We start from the raw sequence: 17,537 nt of genomic DNA, 5'->3' as shown, positions 1-17,537 counted from the left end.
CCGTCGTCCTCATGCGACTGAGGGACGAAGGAACACTTGTCCGGCCCTGAGTCGGGCGGTCTTCGTGGCTTCCCGCCGCGGGACTGGCATGTGAGGGAAGGCGTCCTTCGTCTAGCGTGGCCAATAGGGCGGCGGTGAGACGGACGGGTCCACACGCTCGAAGCGGTGCTTGCTTGCTGGGTTCAGGCCTTTGATGTGAATCAGCTGCTGTGTGTCTGCTTCGTTGAGCTCGCCGACGATCGCGGGCACGGCTGCTACCACCGCTCCCATAGCCAGACCCAGACCGGCCATGCCCTTGTGTCCCTGGCTGAAGCGGATGTGGTGCATGGCCGACTTCTTGATGGCCTCCGTCTCCAACGGGTCCTCCAACTGTCGGGCGTCCCTGGTCAGGAAGACATCGAAGCCCTTTCTCGCGGCATCGGGGAGAAGCGCGAGATCCTTCTTGCCTGCCCATTTGATCTCGCTGACGTGCTTGACCTCATGCCCGGGGAGGAGCCGCCTGAGTATCTCCAGCACCTGTACGGGGACGTTCTCATCGATGAGGATCCGCATCAGGCAGCGCGCGCTCCCGTGCTGTAGCTGTCCACGTAAAGCGCGAAGGAAGCAGCGTCGCGTGCTGCTTCGGCGGTGACACCGGGGTAATAGTCGGCGATCTCCTCCGGCGGGATGCCGTCCTCGATCAGCTCGGCGACGGTGTCGAAGGGGGTCCTTGTGCCCGTGATCACGGGCTGTCCCCCTTGGGTCTCGGGATCGACAGTGACGTGCTGCTTCGGCTGGAGCAGGTGGGGGACAACGACGCCAGCCCTGGGAGCGAACTCCTGGAGGATGTCGGCCATGGTGGCAATCACCCGTTGGCCAGGGCGTTTGACAAGGTCGGTGCCGTGGTCATCGTGTCCGGCGAGGGCAATTGAGTCACCCTCGACCACCAGGGAGTAACTGGATAGATGTTCGACCTCCCCGATCTTTTTCAGGGTGGCCAGGGCTATGCGGATCTTCTGGAGCGACACGTCCTGGCGAAGGTGGGCGAACGCGCGCAGCGCGAGTACGTCGCGGAAGGAGTACAGGGCCGGCCTGGCTGCCAGCTCGGGCTGGAGAATCGGTCCGTTGCCACGGTCCTGTCGCCACGTGCGCAGTTGTCCAACTGTCGCTCCCGAGAGGGCGGCAGCCATGCGGGTCGAGTACGCCATCTGCTGCCTCCCATCCTGGTCGAGTGCTGTGGGGCTCCATCATCCCAGTTGCCCGAGCAGGAACGCTACAGAATGACGAGGGCCCAGACACTCCAGATCCTCTGCGGCGAAGCGGTGAAGCACCCTGGCTGCGTGAGCTGTGCGTGAGCGGACAGGCTGGCACGGGCCGAACCGGACGAGCACGTGACTCTCGCCTGCGTGGCGCTGACCAGCAAAAACAGGATTCAGCGCCACGACTCGGCATCCATCGTCATGATCTTGCAGGCCCTCGTAATGCGTAGGTCTCGGGTTCGAATCCCGAAGGCGGCTCCATCAAACCCCAGGTCGCGTAGTCCGTGACCTGGGGTTCTGTGCTCTCAGGGCAGGACGTGTCACGGGGCCGAGGTGCTGTGGCCACGCTTGCGTGAGCCGAGGGGCAGGCCGGGTGCGGCCTACGGGACCACGTACGGGGACAAGGCCGTGCAGACAGTTCGTGGCACCAGCCCGCCTCAGCCATTCGTTCCCCTGTTGGGGCGTCAGGACGCTCCCGGCGGACGGAAAGCTCAGGCCCAGCCGGCCTCCCGGTTCATGGGCTGTCCGCTGCGAGGCGGCCGAGCTTCCGCAGTCCTGCCGCCGAGGTCTGCGGCGGTGACAGCCGGGTCCGCCGGTCACGTGGCGTCCGCGTAGCACTCGACCACCGCCGTCGTGAACGGGAACCGCACCGGCGTCCGCCCGAACGTCAGCCGGCCCGCCAGCTCCGCCGCCTCCCGGATCGCCGCGACGACGGCGTCGGCCTCCTCCCGCGGACAGTGCACGATCACCTCGTCGTGCTGGAAGAAGACCAGCTCCGCCGCCTTGTCCGCGAGGGCCTGCCGTAGCGCGGCGAGCAGCAGCAGGGCCCAGTCGGCGGCGCTTCCCTGGACGACGAAGTTACGGGCGAAGCGGCCTCGGGCGCGGGCGTCGGTGCTGGCGTAGCCGGGCACCCACTCCTGCGTCCGGCCCGCGGTGCCGGAGGGAGCGTCCTGCGGCATGCCCGCCTCCTCGGCACCGTCGGCCGCGCCGGCCGCCGGCGGGCAGGTGCGCCCCAGCCAGGTGCGCACGAGCCGTCCCTCCTCGCCCGCGCGTGCCGCGTCGTCGACGTACGCCACCGCCCCGGGGAAGCGGCGTCTGAGCGTGGCGAGGTTCTTCAGGCCGTCGCCGGAGGTCTGGCCGTAGACCGCGCCGAGGACGGCGAGTTTGGCCTGGGCGCGGTCACCGGAGAAGGCGCGGTCGGACACCGACTGGTAGAGGTCGGTCTCCCGGCCGGCCACCTGCATCAGCCCGGGGTCGCGGGAGATCGCCGCCAGCACGCGCGGTTCCATCTGGTCGGCGTCGGCGACGACCAGTCGCCAGCCCGGGTCGGCGACGACGGCCCGCCGGATCACCTTGGGGATCTGCAGGCCGCCCCCGCCGTTGGTCACCCAGCGTCCGGTGACGGTGCCGCCGGCCAGGAACTCGGGGCGGAACCGTCCGTCGCGCACCCAGTCCTGCAGCCAGGACCAGCCGTGGGCGACCCAGATCCGGTACAGCTTCTTGTACTCGAGCAGCGGCTTCACGGCCGGATGGTCGACCGACTCGATCTCCCACCGGCGGGTGGAGCCGACCTTGATGCCGGCCTGCGCGAACGCCTTGACCACGTCCGCGGGCAGGTCGGGCCGCACCCGGCGTCCGAACGCCGCGGACACCTCCTCCGCCAGCTCGGCCAGGCGGCGCGGCTCGCCCCCGCCCGCGTACCGCTCGCCGAGCAGCGAGTGCAGAACCTCGCGGTGCACGTCGGCCCGCCAGGGCAGTCCGGCGCGGTTCATCTCGGCGGCCACCAACATCCCAGCCGACTCGGCCGCCGTCAGCAGCCGCATCCGATCGGGGTGCGCGGCCCGGTCGTGGCGGCGCTGCTGCTCGGCGTAGACGGCGAGCAGGTCGTCGAGGGGCAGGTGGACGCCCCGTGGCTCGAACAGCGGGGACTGGGCGCCCGGCTCGGCGGAGCGCTGCGGCGGGTCGGGCGGCACGGGGCCGCCGCGCAGCCGGGCCAGGGCGGCGGCGGCCGAGCGCGGCTCCCCGTACCGCCCCTCGTGGCCGAGCAGGAGGGTCTCGGCGGCCTCCACGTCGTAGCACCGCTCTACTCGCACCCCCGCGGCGAGCAGACGCGGAGCCACCTCGGCGGTGGACCGCCACACCCAGCGTGCGACATCCGGCCTGCTCCGCACGGCCTCGGCGGGATCGGCCTCCCACCGCACCGGGCCGGCGGGCAGGCCGTCGGGGCCGAGGGCGGCGACCTCCACGCCACCGTCCTCGGCCACGGCGAGCGCCCACCGGTCGGCCATGACGCGAGTGTCGCAGGGGGGTCTGACAACGGCCCTCGCCCTGGCCGGGGCAGTCCTCGCCCTGGCCGGGGGCAGTCCTCGCGGTGGCCGGGGCGCAGGCCTTTCCTGCCCGGGGTCCCAGCCCTTGCCGTGGCCGGCGGTCGGTTCCGGGGTCGTCGTCAGGTGTCTCCCGACGGCTGACGGTCGGTTCCGGGGTCGGCGTCAGGTGTCTCCCGACGGCTGACGGTCGTCCCCGGGGTGGGAGAGCGGGCCGGGCGGGCCGTGGCACCATCGCCGGGTGAGTACGCCCCGCACCGTCGACCGTGCCTTCGAGACCGCCCTGTACGACGCCGCAGACGACGCCCTCGACACCGCCGCCTCGCTGCTCGCGGCCGACCCGGCGGCCGACGCGGAACTCGCCCGGCGGGGTGAGGAGTTCGTGGCGACCGCCTGGCGGCGCGGCTGGCAGCCCGCCGACCTCGTACGGATCGTGCGGCGCGAGCTGGACGACGTCCACGTACGGCTGGTCGCGGCGCTGATCCGCGCCCAGGCCCCGCAGGACCGTCCGCGAGGCCCCCGCTGGGCCGCGCAGCTCGCCGACGTGCCGGGCCAGGCGCCGGCCCGCACCGACCGCTTCTCGCACGCCACGGCCGTACTGGAGCTGTACCGCCTGCTGCTGCGTCTGCCCGCCCTGGAGCCCTTGGAGGCGGGGGAGCCGGGTGAGGGGCTCCGCCGGGAGGGCCGGCCCGAGTCCCGTGCCCTCGCCCGCATCCGCGCGCTGCTCGCCAAGGCGGAGGCGACCGGGTATCCGGAGGAGGCGGAGGCGCTCAGCGCCAAGGCGCAGGAGCTGATGGCCCGGCACAGCGTCGACGAGGCGCTGCTGTCGGCCCATGCTCCCTCGCCCGACGCCCCGGGCGCCTGCCGGATCGGGGTGGAGCCGCCGTACGAGCAGGCCAAGGCGGTGCTGCTGGACGCGGTGGCCGACGCCAACCACTGCAGGGCCGTGTGGAACGAACCCCTCGGCTTCTCCACCGTCGTCGGCTTCGAGGCCGACCTGGAGGCGGTCGAACTCCTCTACACCTCGCTGCTGGTGCAGGCCGAGGCGGCGATGGCGAAGGCGGAGGCGGCGCAGCGGGCCGGCGGGCGCAAGCGGACCAAGACCTTCCGTCAGTCGTTCCTCGCCGCCTACGCCCACCGCGCGGGGACCCGGCTCCGGGCAGCGGCGGAAGCGGCCACCGCCGGGGCCGGCACGGCTGCGGACGTGGACCTCCTGCCGGTCCTCGCCTCCCGCGAGGTCGCGGTCACCGACCGCCTGGAGCGCATGTTCCCGGAGACGACGACGACCCGCCTGCGCGGCGCCGCCGACGCGGCGGGCTGGACGGAGGGGACCCGAGCGGCCGACCACGCCCGGGTCGGCCGTCGGCGACCACTGCCTTAGACGCCACCCGGGCGAGGGCTCTCATGCCGCGTCGGCGGGCGCCCGTGCCGCGTCGACGGGCGCCCCTGCCGCGTTCGCGGGAGCCCGTGCCGTGCCGACAGGCGCCCAAGCGTTGTCTACGGCCGTGCGCGCGTCGGCTACGGCCGTCCGGCCGTCCGCGTTCCGTTCAGGAGCCGAGACCGGCGGTCGGCAGACCCGGCGGCGGGGACCCGCCCTCCGACCTGGTGTAGGTCTCCTCGCCGAGGCCGCCCTGCCACGCCACCTTGAGTGATGCCCCGTCGACCGACTCGACGGTGCCCGTCGCCCGGTCGTCACTGCCGTCGGTGCACTTCAGGCGGATCGTCCGGGTGCCGGAGTCCTCGCCGGCGGTGCCACTGCACACGGTCCCGCCCGTGGCGAAGAGGGCGGCCTTGTCACCGGTGACCATCAGGGCGACGGCCTGGCCGTCGGTGGTGGCCAGCCAGCTGCCCTCCAGTTCACCCGCGGTCGCGGACGGCGACCCGCCGCTGCCGCCGCCGCTGCCACCGCCCGTGCCGGCGCTCGCGGTCGCGCCGGGCGCGGCCGAGGACCTGTCACCACCGCCCGTGCCACCGTCGTCGGAGTCGCCTCCGTCGGTGCACGCGGTCAGCGTCAGCGCGCCCATCAGCCCGACGGCCACGGCGGCGGCCCGCACGGGCCGACGGGCCGCCCGTCGGCGCGGTTCGCGCGCACCCGCAGCCGTGCTTGCCGTACTTGCCGTACTCGTCGTGCTTGCCGTGCTCGCCGTACTCTCCGCAGTCACCAGCGTCACCGCAAGCTCCAAGCTGTAGCCGGACGGCCGGGTCGGCCCCAGGACAGGACAGCCGCAAGTTACCAGCAAGTCACGCCAGGACGGCCTACCAGGACGACTTGCGGACTCCCGGCAGATGCCCGGCGTGTGCCTGCCCGCGCAGGTTCACCCGGGACAGTCCGAAGACGCGGAAGTAACCGCGCGGGCGCCCGTCGATCTGGTCGCGGTTGCGTACGCGCGTGGGGCTCGCGTCGCGGGGCTGCCTGCGCAGTTCCTCCTGGGCGGCGAGCCGTTGGGCCGCCGTCGAGGACGGCTTGCGGATGATCTCCTTCAGTTCGGCCCGTCGCGCGGCGTACCGCGCGACGGTCTCCTGCCGCTGCTCGTTCTTCGCGATCTTGCTCTTCTTCGCCATCGGTTGCCCAGCCCTTCAGATCTTGACTCCGCGCGCGCGGATGCGCGCCACGGCCGCCTCGACGCCGATCGCGTCCACCGTCTTGATCGCCTTCGTGCTCAGCCGCAGCCGTACGTGCCGGCTCTCGCTCGGCAGCCAGTAGCGCTTGGTCTGGATGTTGGGGTCGAAGCGGCGGGAGGTCCGCCGGTGGGAGTGGGAGATGCGGTTGCCGAAGCCGGGCCGGGTGCCGGTCAGCATGCAGTGGGCGGACACGGTGACGTACCTCTCCTTCGGGTCGTACGACCCCTAGCTGGTAATGGAAGTCATTTTCAGTAAGATAGCAGCCATGGCACGCAACGAACTCCGTCCGGTCATCAAACTCCGGTCCACCGCCGGCACCGGCTTCACCTACGTCACCCGCAAGAACCGCCGCAACGACCCGGACCGGCTGACCCTGCGCAAGTACGACCCGGTCGCCGGCCGCCACGTCGACTTCCGAGAGGAGCGCTGACCCGCCATGCGCAAGGGAATCCACCCCGAGTACCGCCCGGTCGTCTTCCGCGACCGCGCCGCGGACTACGCCTTCCTCACCCGCTCGACCATGACCAGCGAGCGCACCATCGAGTGGGAGGACGGCCACACCTATCCGGTCGTCGACGTCGAGATCTCGAACGTCAGCCACCCCTTCTACACCGGCACCGCCCGCGTCCTGGACACGGCCGGCCGCGTGGAGCGCTTCGAGCGGCGGTACGGGAAGCGGGACGGGGCATGAGCGGGCCGGACCGCCCGGCCCTGCCGGTGGTGATCGTCGGCGGACTGCACGCCGACGCCCGCAGGGCGGCCGTGGCCCGGCTGCTGAACGACGTGCCCGGCAGCGTCGTCCTCCATCACGACCTGGCGACGGCCACCGAGGGCACGGTCGTACGGACCGTCCGGGACGCCACCGGCATCCTGTCCGCCGGTGAGGCGCCCCTGGTCAACGACTGCGCCTGCTGCGCCCTGCGCGAGGACCTCGTCCCCGAACTGGAGCGGCTCGCGGACGCCGGGGGCGTCCCGCTGGCGGTCGTCGAGCTGTGGGACTCCGTCGAGCCCAAGGCCATGGCGGAGGTGGTGACGGCCGGCGGCTTCACCGTCACCGGCGTGATCACCGCCGTCGCCCCGGCGCTGGTGCTGCCCTACCTCGGCAACGGCGACGACCTCGCCGAGGGCGGCCTCGCCGCCGCGGCCACCGACCAGCGCACCGTCGCCGACACCTTCGCGCGCCAGCTGGAGTACGCCCCCGTCCTCGCCCTCGTCGATGCGCCGCCCGGCTCCCCGGAGGCCGACGACGAGGACCGCGAACTGCTGGCCCAGCTGCATCCGACGGCCCGCCGGGTCCCGATCGGCCACGGTGACCCGGCGGGCGCACCACCCGCGCCCTCACCCGCCTCCGGCTCCGTACCCGCCTCCGGCTCGGTACCCGCCTCCGCACCCGCGTCCTCCGAACTGGCGCGGGCCGCCCTCGCGGGCTTCGACGTGGAGGCCGCGGCGGCGGCCCAGCACCCGGCCTGCGCCCTGCTGCCCGCCGAGGCCGACGCGCACGGCGTCGCCACCCTCGTCTGGCACCGGCGCCGCCCCTTCCACCCGGAGCGGCTGTACGCGGCGCTGGAGGACCTGACCTGCGCCGCCGCCCGCAGCCGGGGCCGGTTCTGGCTCGCCGGCAAGGGGGACACGCTGTTGCACTGGGACGCCGCGGGCGGGGCCCTGTGCGTGGAGAGCGCGGGGCCGTGGCTCGCGTCGCTGCCCGACGCCGCCTGGGAGCTGGTTCCTCCGGTGCGCCGCGCCGCCGCCGCGCTGGACTGGCATCCCGAGCACGGTGACCGTTGCCAGCACCTGGTCTTCACGTCCCCGGGCCTCGACCGCGACGGCCTGGAGCGACTCCTGGAGTCGTGCCTGCTGACCGACGCCGAGTACGCCGCGGGGCAGGCCGCCTGGGAGCGGCTGCCGCCCGCCTTCGACACCCTCCTGGAGGTCTGACCCCATGCCCCGCAAGAGCGACCGCAAGAGCGACGGCAGGTCCGCCAGGCACCGGCCCAACCCCCTGGACCGGGCCGAAGTGACGTACATCGACTACAAGGACACCGACCTGCTGCGGAAGTTCATCTCCGACCGCGGCAAGATCCGCAGCCGCCGTGTCACCCGCGTGACGTCCCAGCAGCAGCGGCAGCTGGCCAGGGCGATCAAGAACGCGCGCGAGATGGCGCTGCTGCCGTACACCGTGCGCTGATCCGCGCCACCCCGCACCGGGGGCCCGCTCTCACGAGCGGGCCCCCGGTGTTGTTGCATGTTGATGCATGTTCTTGGAATGCGGGGGCATACGGGGAACGACTTGCTGGGAGCGGGCGTCAGAGAGAGCAAGGACTTCCGAGTTGAGTGGCCGTCAAGGCTGTAACCACGGGAGCACCGCGCGTGCACGTGCATTTGCTCATGCATCTGCACGGGAACAGGGTTATGATCCGGATCAGTTGACCACAGCATCAATGGCCACATCAGCCAGTGCACCACCGGGGAGCGACCTGTGGACCACGACGTGTACAACGGCATGGCCGCCACGCAGCTGCACGACGCGGCCTGGCAGAAGAGCCGGCACAGCAACTCGCAGGGCTCCTGCGTGGAGTTCGCGCGGCTGCCCGACGGTGCCGTGGCGGTGCGCAACTCCCGCTTCCCCGACGGTCCGGCACTCGTCTACACGCGCGCCGAGATCGAGGCCATGCTGCTGGGCGTCAAGGACGGCGAGTTCGACCACCTGATCGCGAGCTGATCGCGAGCAGATCGCGAGCTGCGTGCGAGCCGGCCGCGAGCCGGTCGCGGTTCGTTCGCAAACGGTGCCGCGCGTCGACGGCGGGCCGCCCCACCGGAGCCGCGGCGCGGAACGGCGCCGCGGCTCGTCGTCACCGTTATTCGTAGGCGGGCCGGTCCGTCATGTCGTCGGGCTTCCGGAGCCGGAACAGTGCCCAGACCACCTTGCCGTTCAGCGTCCCGGCGAGCGGGTGCCAGCCCCAGCTGTCGCTGAAGGAGTCGACGAGGAACAGCCCCCGGCCGGACTCCGCCGAGAAGTCGTCCGTCTCACGGGCCACCGGGCTGTCGTGACTGGGGTCGCGCACCGCGCAGACCAGGCGCTCGGTCCAGCGCATCAGGTGCAGCCGGACGGGGCCGTTCTGCTCGCCGTGCCGCGGGGTGTCGGCGGGCAGCGCGTGCCGCAGGGCGTTGGTGACGAGCTCCGAGACCACCAGGCAGACGTCGTCGAAACGGTCGCCCGTGTCCCAGCCGTCGAGCGTTCTGCGGGTGAACCTCCGGGCCTCGCGCACCGCTTCGTAGCGCGGCGGCAGGGCGCAGGAGGCGGCGTTGGACACGGCCGCGGGGTCGAGTGGCGGAAGGCCCTGCCGTAACGGCTCGAGCATGGTCGATCCATTCGTCCCCATGCGAGGCACTCCCGGGAATTCGCGGTCGTAGCGATGCGGCGCGGTGGTGCGGGACCATGGTTTCCGATGCGTACCGCAGATGCAAGGGCAGATGCACGTGCACGTGACCGAAATGGACCTGCCCGTACCGCTTGTTGGTCAATTTTTCCGCCGTCTTCGCCCCTCCTTCACCTCGCTCGGCGACCGCTTTCCGCCCCCTCCGTGCATGATCCTGCGCGCTCCCGCTGGCTCGATTCCGTTTCCGTAATCGGGCGAGTACTGCTCGGAGTGTTTTAGTGGCAGACTTCGGGCCCTGGAGACGGTTGGGGAGGCTGGCGAAGGTGAGCGCGGGAGAGCCCGGATCGGTGGTGCGGCGCATGCTGCTCGGATCACAGCTCAGGCGGCTGCGTGAGGCGCGGGGGATCACGCGGGAGGCGGCGGGCTACTCGATCCGCGCCTCGGAATCGAAGATCAGCCGCATGGAGTTGGGCCGGGTGAGCTTCAAGACGAGGGACGTCGAGGACCTGCTGACGCTGTACGGCATCACGGACGAGCAGGAGCGCGCCTCGCTGCTGTCCCTGGCCAAGGAGGCCAACGTCGCCGGATGGTGGCACAGTTACTCCGACGTACTGCCCAGCTGGTTCCCCACCTACGTGGGACTGGAGGGTGCGGCCGCACTCATCCGCGTGTACGAGGTGCAGTTCGTGCACGGCCTGCTCCAGACCGAGGAGTACGCCCGCGCGGTCGTCCGGCGCGGCATGAAGGGCGCCGGCGAGGCGGATGTCGAACGGCGGGTGGCGCTGCGCCTGGAGCGGCAGAAGCACCTCGTCGCCGAGAACGCCCCCGAGTTCCACATCGTCCTGGACGAGGCCGCGCTGCGCCGCCCGTACGGTGGCCGCGAGGTGATGCGCGGCCAGCTCCAGCACCTGATCGAGATGTCCGAACACCCCCATGTGCGGCTGCAGATCATGCCGTTCGGCTTCGGCGGGCACTCCGGCGAGAGTGGCGCGTTCACGATCCTCAGCTTCCCCGAGTCCGACCTGTCGGACGTCGTGTACCTGGAGCAGCTCACCAGCGCGCTGTACCTGGACAAGCGCGAGGACGTCACCCAGTACGAGACGGCGCTGAAGGAGCTCCAGCAGGACAGCCCGGGGCCGGACGAGAGCCGCGACCTCCTGCGGGGGCTTCTCCAACTCTCCTGAAACATAAGTACGATGACGATCCATCAGGCGGCTCGCTGGCGGCGGCTGCGGCAGCTAGGGGATTGAGGGATCACATGTCGTCGTACTTCACCGACCTCGCCCAGCAGTACATCGACGGGGAGTGGCGCCCGGGCACCGGCTCCTGGGACATCATCGACTTCAACCCGTACGACAACGAGAAGCTGGCCTCGATCACGATAGCCACCGTCGACGAGGTCGACACCGCCTACCGGGCGGCCGAGCGCGCGCAGAAGCAGTGGGCGGCGACGAACCCGTACGCGCGCCGCGCGGTGTTCGAGAAGGTGCTGCGACTCGTGGAGGACCGCGAGGCGGAGATCAGCGAGGCGATCACCGCGGAGCTGGGCGGAACCCGCCTGAAGGCCGCCTTCGAGCTGCACCTCGCCAAGGAGTTCCTGCGCGAGGCGGTGCACCTGTCGCTGGCGCCCGAGGGCAGGATCATCCCGTCCCCGGTCGACGGCAAGGAGAACCGCGTCTACCGGGTGCCGGTCGGTGTCGTGGGCGTCATCAGCCCCTTCAACTTCCCCTTCCTCCTCTCCCTGAAGTCGGTCGCCCCGGCCCTCGCCCTCGGCAACGCCGTCGTCCTCAAGCCGCACCAGAACACGCCGGTCGTCGGCGGCACCCTGATCGCGAAGCTCTTCGAGGAGGCCGGCCTGCCGGGCGGCCTGCTCAACGTCGTCGTCACCGACATCGCGGAGATAGGCGACGCCTTCCTGGAGCACCCGGTCCCGAAGGTCATCTCCTTCACCGGCTCCGACACGGTCGGCCGCCACGTGGCCACCGTCTGCGCCACCAACTTCAAGCGCTCGGTCCTCGAACTCGGCGGCAACAGCGCCCTGGTGGTCCTCGACGACGCCGACGTCGACTACGCGGTCGACGCCGCGGTCTTCAGCCGGTACGTCCACCAGGGCCAGGTCTGCATGGCCGCCAACCGTGTCCTGGTCGACCGCTCGGTCGCCGACGAGTTCACCGAGAAGTTCGTCGCCAAGGTGAAGACCCTCAAGGCCGGCGACCCGCGCGACCCGTCGACCGTCATCGGCCCGGTGATCAACTCCTCGCAGGCGGACGCCCTGTCCGGTGTCGTGGAGCAGGCGCTCGCCGAGGGCGCGACCGCCCTGGTGCGCGGCACGACCACGGACAACCTCGTCGAGCCCTCGGTCCTGACCGGCCTGCCCGCCGACTCCGCCCTGCTGCGGCAGGAGGTCTTCGGCCCGGTCGCCTTCCTCGTTCCGTTCGACGGCGAGGAGGAGGCCGTACGCCTCGTCAACGACACCCCGTACGGCCTGAGCGGCGCCGTGCACACCGGGAACATCGAGCGCGGCGTCAACTTCGCCAAGCAGATCGACACCGGCATGTTCCACGTGAACGACGGGACCGTGCACGACGAGCCGATCGTGCCCTTCGGCGGCGAGAAGCACTCCGGCGTCGGCCGCCTCAACGGCGACACCATGCTGGACGCCTTCACCACACAGAAGTGGATCTCGGTGCAGCACGGCCGGAGCGGGTTCCCGTTCTGAGCTTCTGAGCTTCTCCTCTCCGGACGGGCCCTTGCGGACAGAAGCTGACCGCAAGGGCCCGTAGCGTCGTCGGTGCCGGGGGAGAGGTCCCCGGACCCGACGAAAGGCGGCCCGTCATGGTCACTCACGTGCGACCCGAAGCGCAGGGCGACGAGCGCGGAGCGCTGCTCTCCTTCCTGGCGGAGCAGCGCGACGGCATCCGCCGCTCGGTGCTGGGCCTGACGGACGAGCAGGCGGCGTCCCGGCCCAGCGCCAGTGAGCTGTCCCTGGCCGGACTGGTCAAGCACGTCGCCGAGGTCGAGCAGGGCTGGATCGCCCGCGCGAAGCAGGAGCCGCCGGCCGTCGCGCGGGACGAGTCGAACTGGCACGAGTGCTTCGTCCTGGTCGGCGACGAGACGGTCGCCTCGCAGCTGGCGTACTGGGAGGAGGTCGCCGCCGGGACGGAGGCGTTCGTCCGCTCGGTGTCCAGCCTCGACGACACCTTCCCGCTGCCGAACGATCCCTGGTTCCCGCCGGACGAGCGCGTCTCGATGCGCTGGCTCTGTCTCCATCTGATCCGGGAGACGGCCCGGCACGCCGGCCACGCCGACATCATCCGCGAATCGCTGGACGGTGCCACGGCCTGGGACCTGGTGGCGAAGGAGCAGGGCAGCTCATTCGAATGACCGGGCGCGGCCTAACCTGGGCCCATGTCAGTGATCCGTCTCCTCGTGCTCGGAGCGGTCCGCCAGCACGGGCGGGCCCACGGCTACCAGGTGCGCAACGACCTGGAGTACTGGGGCGCGCACGAGTGGTCCAACGCCAAGCCCGGTTCGATCTACCACGCGCTGAAGCAGATGGCCAAGCAGGGCCTGCTGCACGCCCACGAGATCGCCCCGTCGACCGCCGGCGGCCCGCCGCGCACGGAGTACGAGATCACGGAGCGGGGCGCGGAGGAGTACTTCGGCCTCCTCCGCGCGTCCCTCACCGCCTACGACCAGAAGCCGGACGTGCTCTCGGCGGGACTCGGCCTGATGGTCGACCTGGAGCGCGAGGAGGTGCTCGCCCTCCTGGAGGAGCGGGTCCGGGCCATCGGGCAGTGGCGCAGGTCCGTCACCGAGTACTACACGCCCGAGGCCGGCCCCGGGCAGCTCGGCCACATCGGCGAGATCATGAACTTCTGGGTGCACTCCGCCGACACCGGCGCCGAGTGGACCCGCGCGCTCATCGAGCGCATCCGCGGCGGCGCGTACACGTTCGCCGGGGAGGGCGAGCCGTTCGTCGGCGTCCTGGGGGAGGGGGAGCAGAACCCGTACGCGACGCGGGAGCGGCACTCCGAAGACCGCGACTGACCGGCAACGGCGGCCGGTCGGAAAACGTCGGCTAATCAAGTTTGACTAAACCCTTCGGCGGGGATACGGTCCTGGGCAAGTAGTCAAGTTTGACTAACCGGGAGGTGCAGTGGCCGACGCAGCGATCACCGTCGAACGGGCACGCAAGAGGTACGGCAGCAAGAACGCGCTGGACGGACTCGACCTCACCGTCACGCGCGGCACGGTGCACGGCGTACTGGGTCCCAACGGCGCGGGCAAGACGACGCTCGTCCGGGTCCTGTCGACCCTGCTGCGGCCCGACGCGGGCCGGGTCGAGGTGGCCGGGCACGACGTCGTGACCGACCCGTACGCCGTACGGCTGCGCATCGGCCTGCTCGGCCAGCACGCGGCGCTCGACGAGGAACTCGGCGGCCGGCAGAACCTGGAGATGTTCGGCCGCCTCCACCACCTGGGCGCCCGGCGGGCACGCGCGCGTGCCGACGAACTCCTGGCGCGCTTCGACCTCACCGACACCGGACGCAAGCCGGTCAGCGCCTACAGCGGCGGCATGCGACGCCGCCTGGACCTGGCCGCCTCCCTGATCACCGAACCGGAGGTGCTCTTCCTGGACGAACCGACCACCGGCCTCGACCCACGTGGCCGCGCCGAGGTGTGGGACTCGGTCCGCTCCCTGGTCGGCGGCGGCACGACGGTACTCCTGACCACCCAGTACCTGGAGGAGGCCGACCAGCTCGCCGACCGCATCTCGGTCGTCGACGCCGGCCGGGTCGTCGCCGACGGCACGGCGGACGAACTGAAGGCCGCCACCGGCGGCGACCGCGTCGACGTCGTCCTGCGCGACGCCGGCCAACTCGGCGCCGCCCTCGCCCTGCTGCCGCTCACCGGCGTCCGCGTCGACCCCGACCGCCGACTGCTCAGCGCGCCGGTCACCGACCGCATGGCGGCGCTCTGCGGCGTCGTATGGGCGCTGGAGGAGGCGGGCCTGGAGGCGGAGGACGTGGCCCTGCGCCGCCCGACCCTGGACGAGGTGTTCCTGCACCTCACCGACCGCACCAAGGAGGCCGTGTGAGTACCGGCGTGAACACGGGCACCGTCCCGAAGCCCATGACGTACGCCCTGACCGACTCGTGGACCATGACCCGCCGGGAGCTGGCCCGCTGGGGACGGCAGCCGGTCACGGTCGTCGTCAACCTGGTCTTCCCGGTCATGCTGCTGCTGATGTTCGGCTACCTGGTCGGCGGTGGCCGGGGTGTGAGCGGTGACTACGTCGACTACCTGGTCCCCGGGATGCTGGCCCTCACCATGGCCTTCGGCCTGGAAGGCACCATGATCGCCGTCACCCAGGACCTCAACAAGGGCGTCGTCGACCGCTTCCGCTCCCTGCCGATGATCAACGGCGCGGTCCTGGTGGGCCGTTCGGCCGCCGACATGCTCCAGTCGGCGCTCGGTCTCACCGTGCTGATCGCGGTCGGTCACGCGCTCGGCTGGCGGGCCCAGGGGGGTCCGGGTGCCTTCCTGGGCGCGGTGGGCCTGCTGCTGCTCTTCCGGTTCGCCATGCTCTGGATCGGCATCTTCCTGGCTCTGGTGGCGGGCAAGCCCGAAATGGTGCAGGCGGTGCAGATCCTGGTCTGGCCGGTCGGCTTCCTCTCCAACGCCTTCGCCACGCCCGACTCCATGCCCGGCTGGCTGGGCACGGTCGTCGAGTGGAACCCGATGTCCCAGACCGCCACGGCCGTCCGCAACCTCTTCGGCGGCCCCGGCGGCGAGTCCGGCCACGTATGGGCGGCGATCGCCTGGCCCCTGGCCCTGCTCGCGGTGTTCTTCCCGCTGGCGGTGGGGAGGTTCGCGCGGCTCAGCCGGTGAGCGCGGGGACGTCAGCGCCCCGCCCTGGCGTCCGCCTGCGCGAGGAGCCGGGCACCTCTGCTCTCCGCGATCCGCCTCACGTCGGTCAGGGCCTCGCTCAGGCGGGCAAGGACGTAGCGGAGCTGGCCGGACGTCACGTCCGGGTCGTCCAGCATGTCGGCCACGTGGTCGAGGAGGTCGCCGGCCATGCCGAGTTGGACGCTTTCGACGGTGTCGGCGGCTCGGGAGAGGCGCCCGCTGCCGTCGGTCAGGAGATAGCAGGGCTTTCCCTCGGGTCCTGCCCAGGGCAGGAGTCGGGCGGGAGTGGGGGCGTGGTGCGTCATGCGGTCAGTCCCAGGCAGTGCGTCGGGTACGGGCGCGGGGGCAGGTGGACCCCCTGTGGGGCGATCAGCAGGGAACGGCGTCGGGCTTGTCGACGCCGTTCCTGTTCTCGGCGCTCGTGCGCGATGACGTAGGGGCGAACGAGGTTGTGGTCCTCACCGCGAAGAGGACGTGTGCCGAACTGGCGCGGGAGCGGTCCTTCGGTGGGCGGGGGCGAAGAGTCGTATCCGTCCCGCGCGTCGAGCCGGCGTCGTCCCGTACCGGGAGCGACGAGACCGAGCAGCGGTTCGAAGAGGCGGGCGATGAGGCCGAGCATGTGTGACTCCGTGGTCGATGTCGCGTTCTGTAGCGATCGACATACAGAGTGAGACGGTCGGGATTAGGCTCGCCAGGGGGCTGGTAGTGACAGTGCATTTGTCACAAAGGAGTTGATCTCGTGGGCACCAACTACGGCGACTGGCTCAAGGAGCAGCGCGAGGCGGCGGGGCTGACGCAGCAGCAGTTGGCCGAGGCGGCGGTCATGACTCGAACGCACATCGCGCATATCGAGGCGGGACGCCGGGTCCCGTCGCGGGAGGACGCACGACGGCTGGACAACGCGTTGGGCACGGGGAATGTGCTGAGCCGGTTCCTGCCGCAGGAGGACGTAGCGGTCGCCGACTACTTCGAGGCGGCCCGGCTACTCGAACAACAAGCGGTGATGATCCGGGAGTTTGCCCTGTCCTTCGTCCCGGGCATTCTTCAGACGGAAAGGTACGCGCGTGCGGTTCTGAGCACGTCGTTCCCTCCGGTGAGTGAAGAGGAATGTGACAGGCTCGTCGTCACACGCCTGCAGCGGGCGAAGGTCCTGGACGATCCGGTGACGCCCGTAGTGTGGGCGCTGCTGGACGAAGCGGTGCTGCGGCGCCGGATCGGCGGGCCAGGCGTTATGACGGAGCAACTCCATCACCTGGTGCGCCTTGCCGAGACCGGGCGGATCCAGGTGCACGTCTTGCCATTTGCCCTGGGAGTTCACCCACTGCTGAGCAATATGCTCACGCTGATGTGGTTCGAGGACCAGCCGCCGGTGGCCTACGGTGAAGGCCTGTGGATGGGAAGGGTGCATGACTCTCCGTCCATCGTCCGGGAAATTCAGCATCGCTACGATTTCGCGCTGGGCAACGCCCTGCCTCTGAAGGAATCCCTGGCTCTGCTCAGGGCGACAGCAAGGGACTGCGAACGTCATGACCGACCGAGTCATACCGAGCACGGCAGCGCTGGCGGGCTGGCGTAAGTCCTCCTACAGCAACGACCAGGGCGGCAGCTGCCTCGAAGTCCTCGACGGCCACCGCCAGGGCGTCCCCGTACGCGACTCGAAGAACCCCCACGGCCCCGCGGTAATCGTCCCCGCCCCGGCCTGGTCGGCCTTCGTCACGGCGGTCAGGAGCGGCGAGTTCCCCTCCTGACCGCCCGCTGACGTACGCGGTCGATCGCGTCCGGGGCCCGGCCCTTGACGCGCCGGTCGACGATTGGCTCATGTCCAGCGCGCAGGGTACGAGAATCTCGCCACCGCTCGTAGCTGAGCGGGGCGAGATCTCGTGGTCGGCAGGCTCCGGGTGGTCAGCCCTGCCCGCGGCGCATGGGGACCAGGTTGCCGCGCCGGTGGGCGGCGATGAGCATGGGGATCGCGATCAGCACGCTGATGATGACGGGCACGATCGACGCCTCGAGGCCGAAGTCTCCGCCGGTCACCAGGTCGGGGCCGGTCGGGGTGGTGGTCA

The 17,537-nt window shown here is 71.1% G+C and carries 23 protein-coding genes; 14 read left to right on the top strand and 9 right to left on the bottom strand.

The genetic code is table 11. The annotated features are described in order from the left end of the window. Positions 1 to 111: 111 nt before the first annotated feature. From ACP4IX_RS27080 to ACP4IX_RS27070, 3 genes are all read right to left on the bottom strand, one after another. On the bottom strand, positions 112 to 552 hold the full coding sequence (locus ACP4IX_RS27080; protein WP_426557074.1) for a DUF5615 family PIN-like protein: 441 nt from the start codon (positions 550 to 552) through the stop codon (positions 112 to 114). After that, the gene (locus tag ACP4IX_RS27075; RefSeq protein WP_426557072.1) at positions 552 to 1,187 is read right to left on the bottom strand and encodes a DUF433 domain-containing protein; all 636 of its coding nucleotides are present in this window, start codon (positions 1,185 to 1,187) and stop codon (positions 552 to 554) included. The genes ACP4IX_RS27080 and ACP4IX_RS27075 overlap by 1 nt, the downstream gene beginning before the upstream one ends. Positions 1,188 to 1,834: 647 nt before the next feature. Continuing rightward, positions 1,835 to 3,526, bottom strand: coding sequence for a bifunctional 3'-5' exonuclease/DNA polymerase (locus tag ACP4IX_RS27070; RefSeq protein WP_426557070.1), 1,692 nt, complete (start codon positions 3,524 to 3,526; stop codon positions 1,835 to 1,837). A gap of 277 nt (positions 3,527 to 3,803) precedes the next feature. On the opposite strand from ACP4IX_RS27070, the gene ACP4IX_RS27065 reads away from it, so the two are divergent. Then, on the top strand, positions 3,804 to 4,943 hold the full coding sequence (locus tag ACP4IX_RS27065) for a DUF2786 domain-containing protein (RefSeq protein WP_426523886.1): 1,140 nt from the start codon (positions 3,804 to 3,806) through the stop codon (positions 4,941 to 4,943). Between the two features lie 166 nt (positions 4,944 to 5,109). Here the strand turns inward: ACP4IX_RS27065 and ACP4IX_RS27060 are convergent, their stop codons facing one another. The 3 genes from ACP4IX_RS27060 to rpmB all read right to left on the bottom strand — a co-directional run bounded on the left by ACP4IX_RS27060 (position 5,110) and on the right by rpmB (position 6,376). Beyond that, entirely contained in the window at positions 5,110 to 5,616 is a 507-nt protein-coding gene (locus tag ACP4IX_RS27060; RefSeq protein ID WP_426557068.1) for a hypothetical protein, read from the bottom strand. Between the two features lie 202 nt (positions 5,617 to 5,818). Then, positions 5,819 to 6,124 carry a 30S ribosomal protein S14 gene (gene rpsN / locus ACP4IX_RS27055; protein ID WP_426523884.1) on the bottom strand — a complete coding sequence of 102 codons (306 nt, stop codon included), beginning with the start codon at positions 6,122 to 6,124 and terminating at the stop codon, positions 5,819 to 5,821. A gap of 15 nt (positions 6,125 to 6,139) precedes the next feature. Further along, positions 6,140 to 6,376, bottom strand: coding sequence for a 50S ribosomal protein L28 (gene rpmB / locus ACP4IX_RS27050; RefSeq protein ID WP_426523883.1), 237 nt, complete (start codon positions 6,374 to 6,376; stop codon positions 6,140 to 6,142). 73 nt (positions 6,377 to 6,449) lie between these two features. Here rpmB and rpmG point away from each other — a divergent pair, with 73 nt between their 5' ends. The 5 genes from rpmG (at position 6,450) to ACP4IX_RS27025 (ending at position 8,903) form a co-directional block, all read left to right on the top strand. Beyond that, positions 6,450 to 6,614, top strand: a complete 165-nt coding sequence (gene rpmG / locus ACP4IX_RS27045; RefSeq protein ID WP_044382365.1) for a 50S ribosomal protein L33 — start codon at positions 6,450 to 6,452, stop codon at positions 6,612 to 6,614. A 6-nt stretch (positions 6,615 to 6,620) separates the two neighbouring features. After that, a complete protein-coding gene (locus ACP4IX_RS27040; RefSeq protein ID WP_055418647.1) occupies positions 6,621 to 6,875 on the top strand; it encodes a type B 50S ribosomal protein L31 in 255 nt (84 codons plus the stop codon). Then, positions 6,872 to 8,119, top strand: coding sequence for a CobW family GTP-binding protein (locus tag ACP4IX_RS27035; RefSeq protein WP_426557066.1), 1,248 nt, complete (start codon positions 6,872 to 6,874; stop codon positions 8,117 to 8,119). The genes ACP4IX_RS27040 and ACP4IX_RS27035 overlap by 4 nt, the downstream gene beginning before the upstream one ends. Before the next feature lie 4 nt (positions 8,120 to 8,123). Then, positions 8,124 to 8,369, top strand: coding sequence for a 30S ribosomal protein S18 (rpsR, locus tag ACP4IX_RS27030; protein WP_426523881.1), 246 nt, complete (start codon positions 8,124 to 8,126; stop codon positions 8,367 to 8,369). Positions 8,370 to 8,660: 291 nt separating this feature from the next. Next, positions 8,661 to 8,903: a DUF397 domain-containing protein gene (locus ACP4IX_RS27025; RefSeq protein WP_279564253.1), complete on the top strand. Its 243-nt coding sequence runs from the start codon at positions 8,661 to 8,663 to the stop codon at positions 8,901 to 8,903. Between the two features lie 136 nt (positions 8,904 to 9,039). On the opposite strand, the gene ACP4IX_RS27020 is transcribed toward ACP4IX_RS27025, so the two are convergent. Then, a complete protein-coding gene (locus tag ACP4IX_RS27020; RefSeq protein WP_426523880.1) occupies positions 9,040 to 9,564 on the bottom strand; it encodes an ATP-binding protein in 525 nt (174 codons plus the stop codon). Positions 9,565 to 9,920: 356 nt separating this feature from the next. On the opposite strand from ACP4IX_RS27020, the gene ACP4IX_RS27015 reads away from it, so the two are divergent. The 6 genes from ACP4IX_RS27015 to ACP4IX_RS26990 all read left to right on the top strand — a co-directional run bounded on the left by ACP4IX_RS27015 (position 9,921) and on the right by ACP4IX_RS26990 (position 15,456). Then, positions 9,921 to 10,745: a helix-turn-helix domain-containing protein gene (locus ACP4IX_RS27015; protein ID WP_426523931.1), complete on the top strand. Its 825-nt coding sequence runs from the start codon at positions 9,921 to 9,923 to the stop codon at positions 10,743 to 10,745. A gap of 74 nt (positions 10,746 to 10,819) precedes the next feature. Beyond that, positions 10,820 to 12,280 carry an aldehyde dehydrogenase family protein gene (locus tag ACP4IX_RS27010; RefSeq protein WP_426557064.1) on the top strand — a complete coding sequence of 487 codons (1,461 nt, stop codon included), beginning with the start codon at positions 10,820 to 10,822 and terminating at the stop codon, positions 12,278 to 12,280. A 116-nt stretch (positions 12,281 to 12,396) separates the two neighbouring features. Then, positions 12,397 to 12,945 (top strand): DinB family protein, encoded by a 549-nt coding sequence (locus ACP4IX_RS27005; RefSeq protein ID WP_426557062.1) that lies wholly within the window; start codon positions 12,397 to 12,399, stop codon positions 12,943 to 12,945. A 24-nt stretch (positions 12,946 to 12,969) separates the two neighbouring features. Next, entirely contained in the window at positions 12,970 to 13,611 is a 642-nt protein-coding gene (locus ACP4IX_RS27000; protein WP_426523877.1) for a PadR family transcriptional regulator, read from the top strand. A gap of 109 nt (positions 13,612 to 13,720) precedes the next feature. Next, positions 13,721 to 14,662, top strand: a complete 942-nt coding sequence (locus ACP4IX_RS26995) for an ATP-binding cassette domain-containing protein (RefSeq protein WP_426557060.1) — start codon at positions 13,721 to 13,723, stop codon at positions 14,660 to 14,662. A gap of 35 nt (positions 14,663 to 14,697) precedes the next feature. Then, a complete protein-coding gene (locus tag ACP4IX_RS26990; RefSeq protein ID WP_426557148.1) occupies positions 14,698 to 15,456 on the top strand; it encodes an ABC transporter permease in 759 nt (252 codons plus the stop codon). Between the two features lie 11 nt (positions 15,457 to 15,467). Here ACP4IX_RS26990 and ACP4IX_RS26985 read toward each other — a convergent pair whose 3' ends face one another. Beyond that, the gene (locus ACP4IX_RS26985; protein WP_426557058.1) at positions 15,468 to 15,779 is read right to left on the bottom strand and encodes a hypothetical protein; all 312 of its coding nucleotides are present in this window, start codon (positions 15,777 to 15,779) and stop codon (positions 15,468 to 15,470) included. Further along, positions 15,776 to 16,093, bottom strand: coding sequence for a hypothetical protein (locus ACP4IX_RS26980; RefSeq protein WP_426557056.1), 318 nt, complete (start codon positions 16,091 to 16,093; stop codon positions 15,776 to 15,778). Before ACP4IX_RS26980 ends, ACP4IX_RS26985 begins: the two co-directional genes overlap by 4 nt. A 120-nt stretch (positions 16,094 to 16,213) precedes the next feature. Here ACP4IX_RS26980 and ACP4IX_RS26975 point away from each other — a divergent pair, with 120 nt between their 5' ends. Together ACP4IX_RS26975 and ACP4IX_RS26970 are read left to right on the top strand one after the other, a co-directional pair. Continuing rightward, the gene (locus ACP4IX_RS26975) at positions 16,214 to 17,050 is read left to right on the top strand and encodes a helix-turn-helix domain-containing protein (protein ID WP_426557054.1); all 837 of its coding nucleotides are present in this window, start codon (positions 16,214 to 16,216) and stop codon (positions 17,048 to 17,050) included. Then, on the top strand, positions 17,001 to 17,222 hold the full coding sequence (locus ACP4IX_RS26970; RefSeq protein ID WP_426557053.1) for a DUF397 domain-containing protein: 222 nt from the start codon (positions 17,001 to 17,003) through the stop codon (positions 17,220 to 17,222). The genes ACP4IX_RS26975 and ACP4IX_RS26970 overlap by 50 nt, the downstream gene beginning before the upstream one ends. Positions 17,223 to 17,537 lie beyond the last annotated feature (315 nt).

It is taken from the genome of Streptomyces sp. WG5 (assembly GCF_049974565.1).
In the GTDB taxonomy this organism is placed as follows: domain Bacteria; phylum Actinomycetota; class Actinomycetes; order Streptomycetales; family Streptomycetaceae; genus Streptomyces.
The sequence above is the reverse complement of the archived record's forward strand: the minus strand, read 5'-3'. Positions and strand labels throughout refer to the sequence as shown.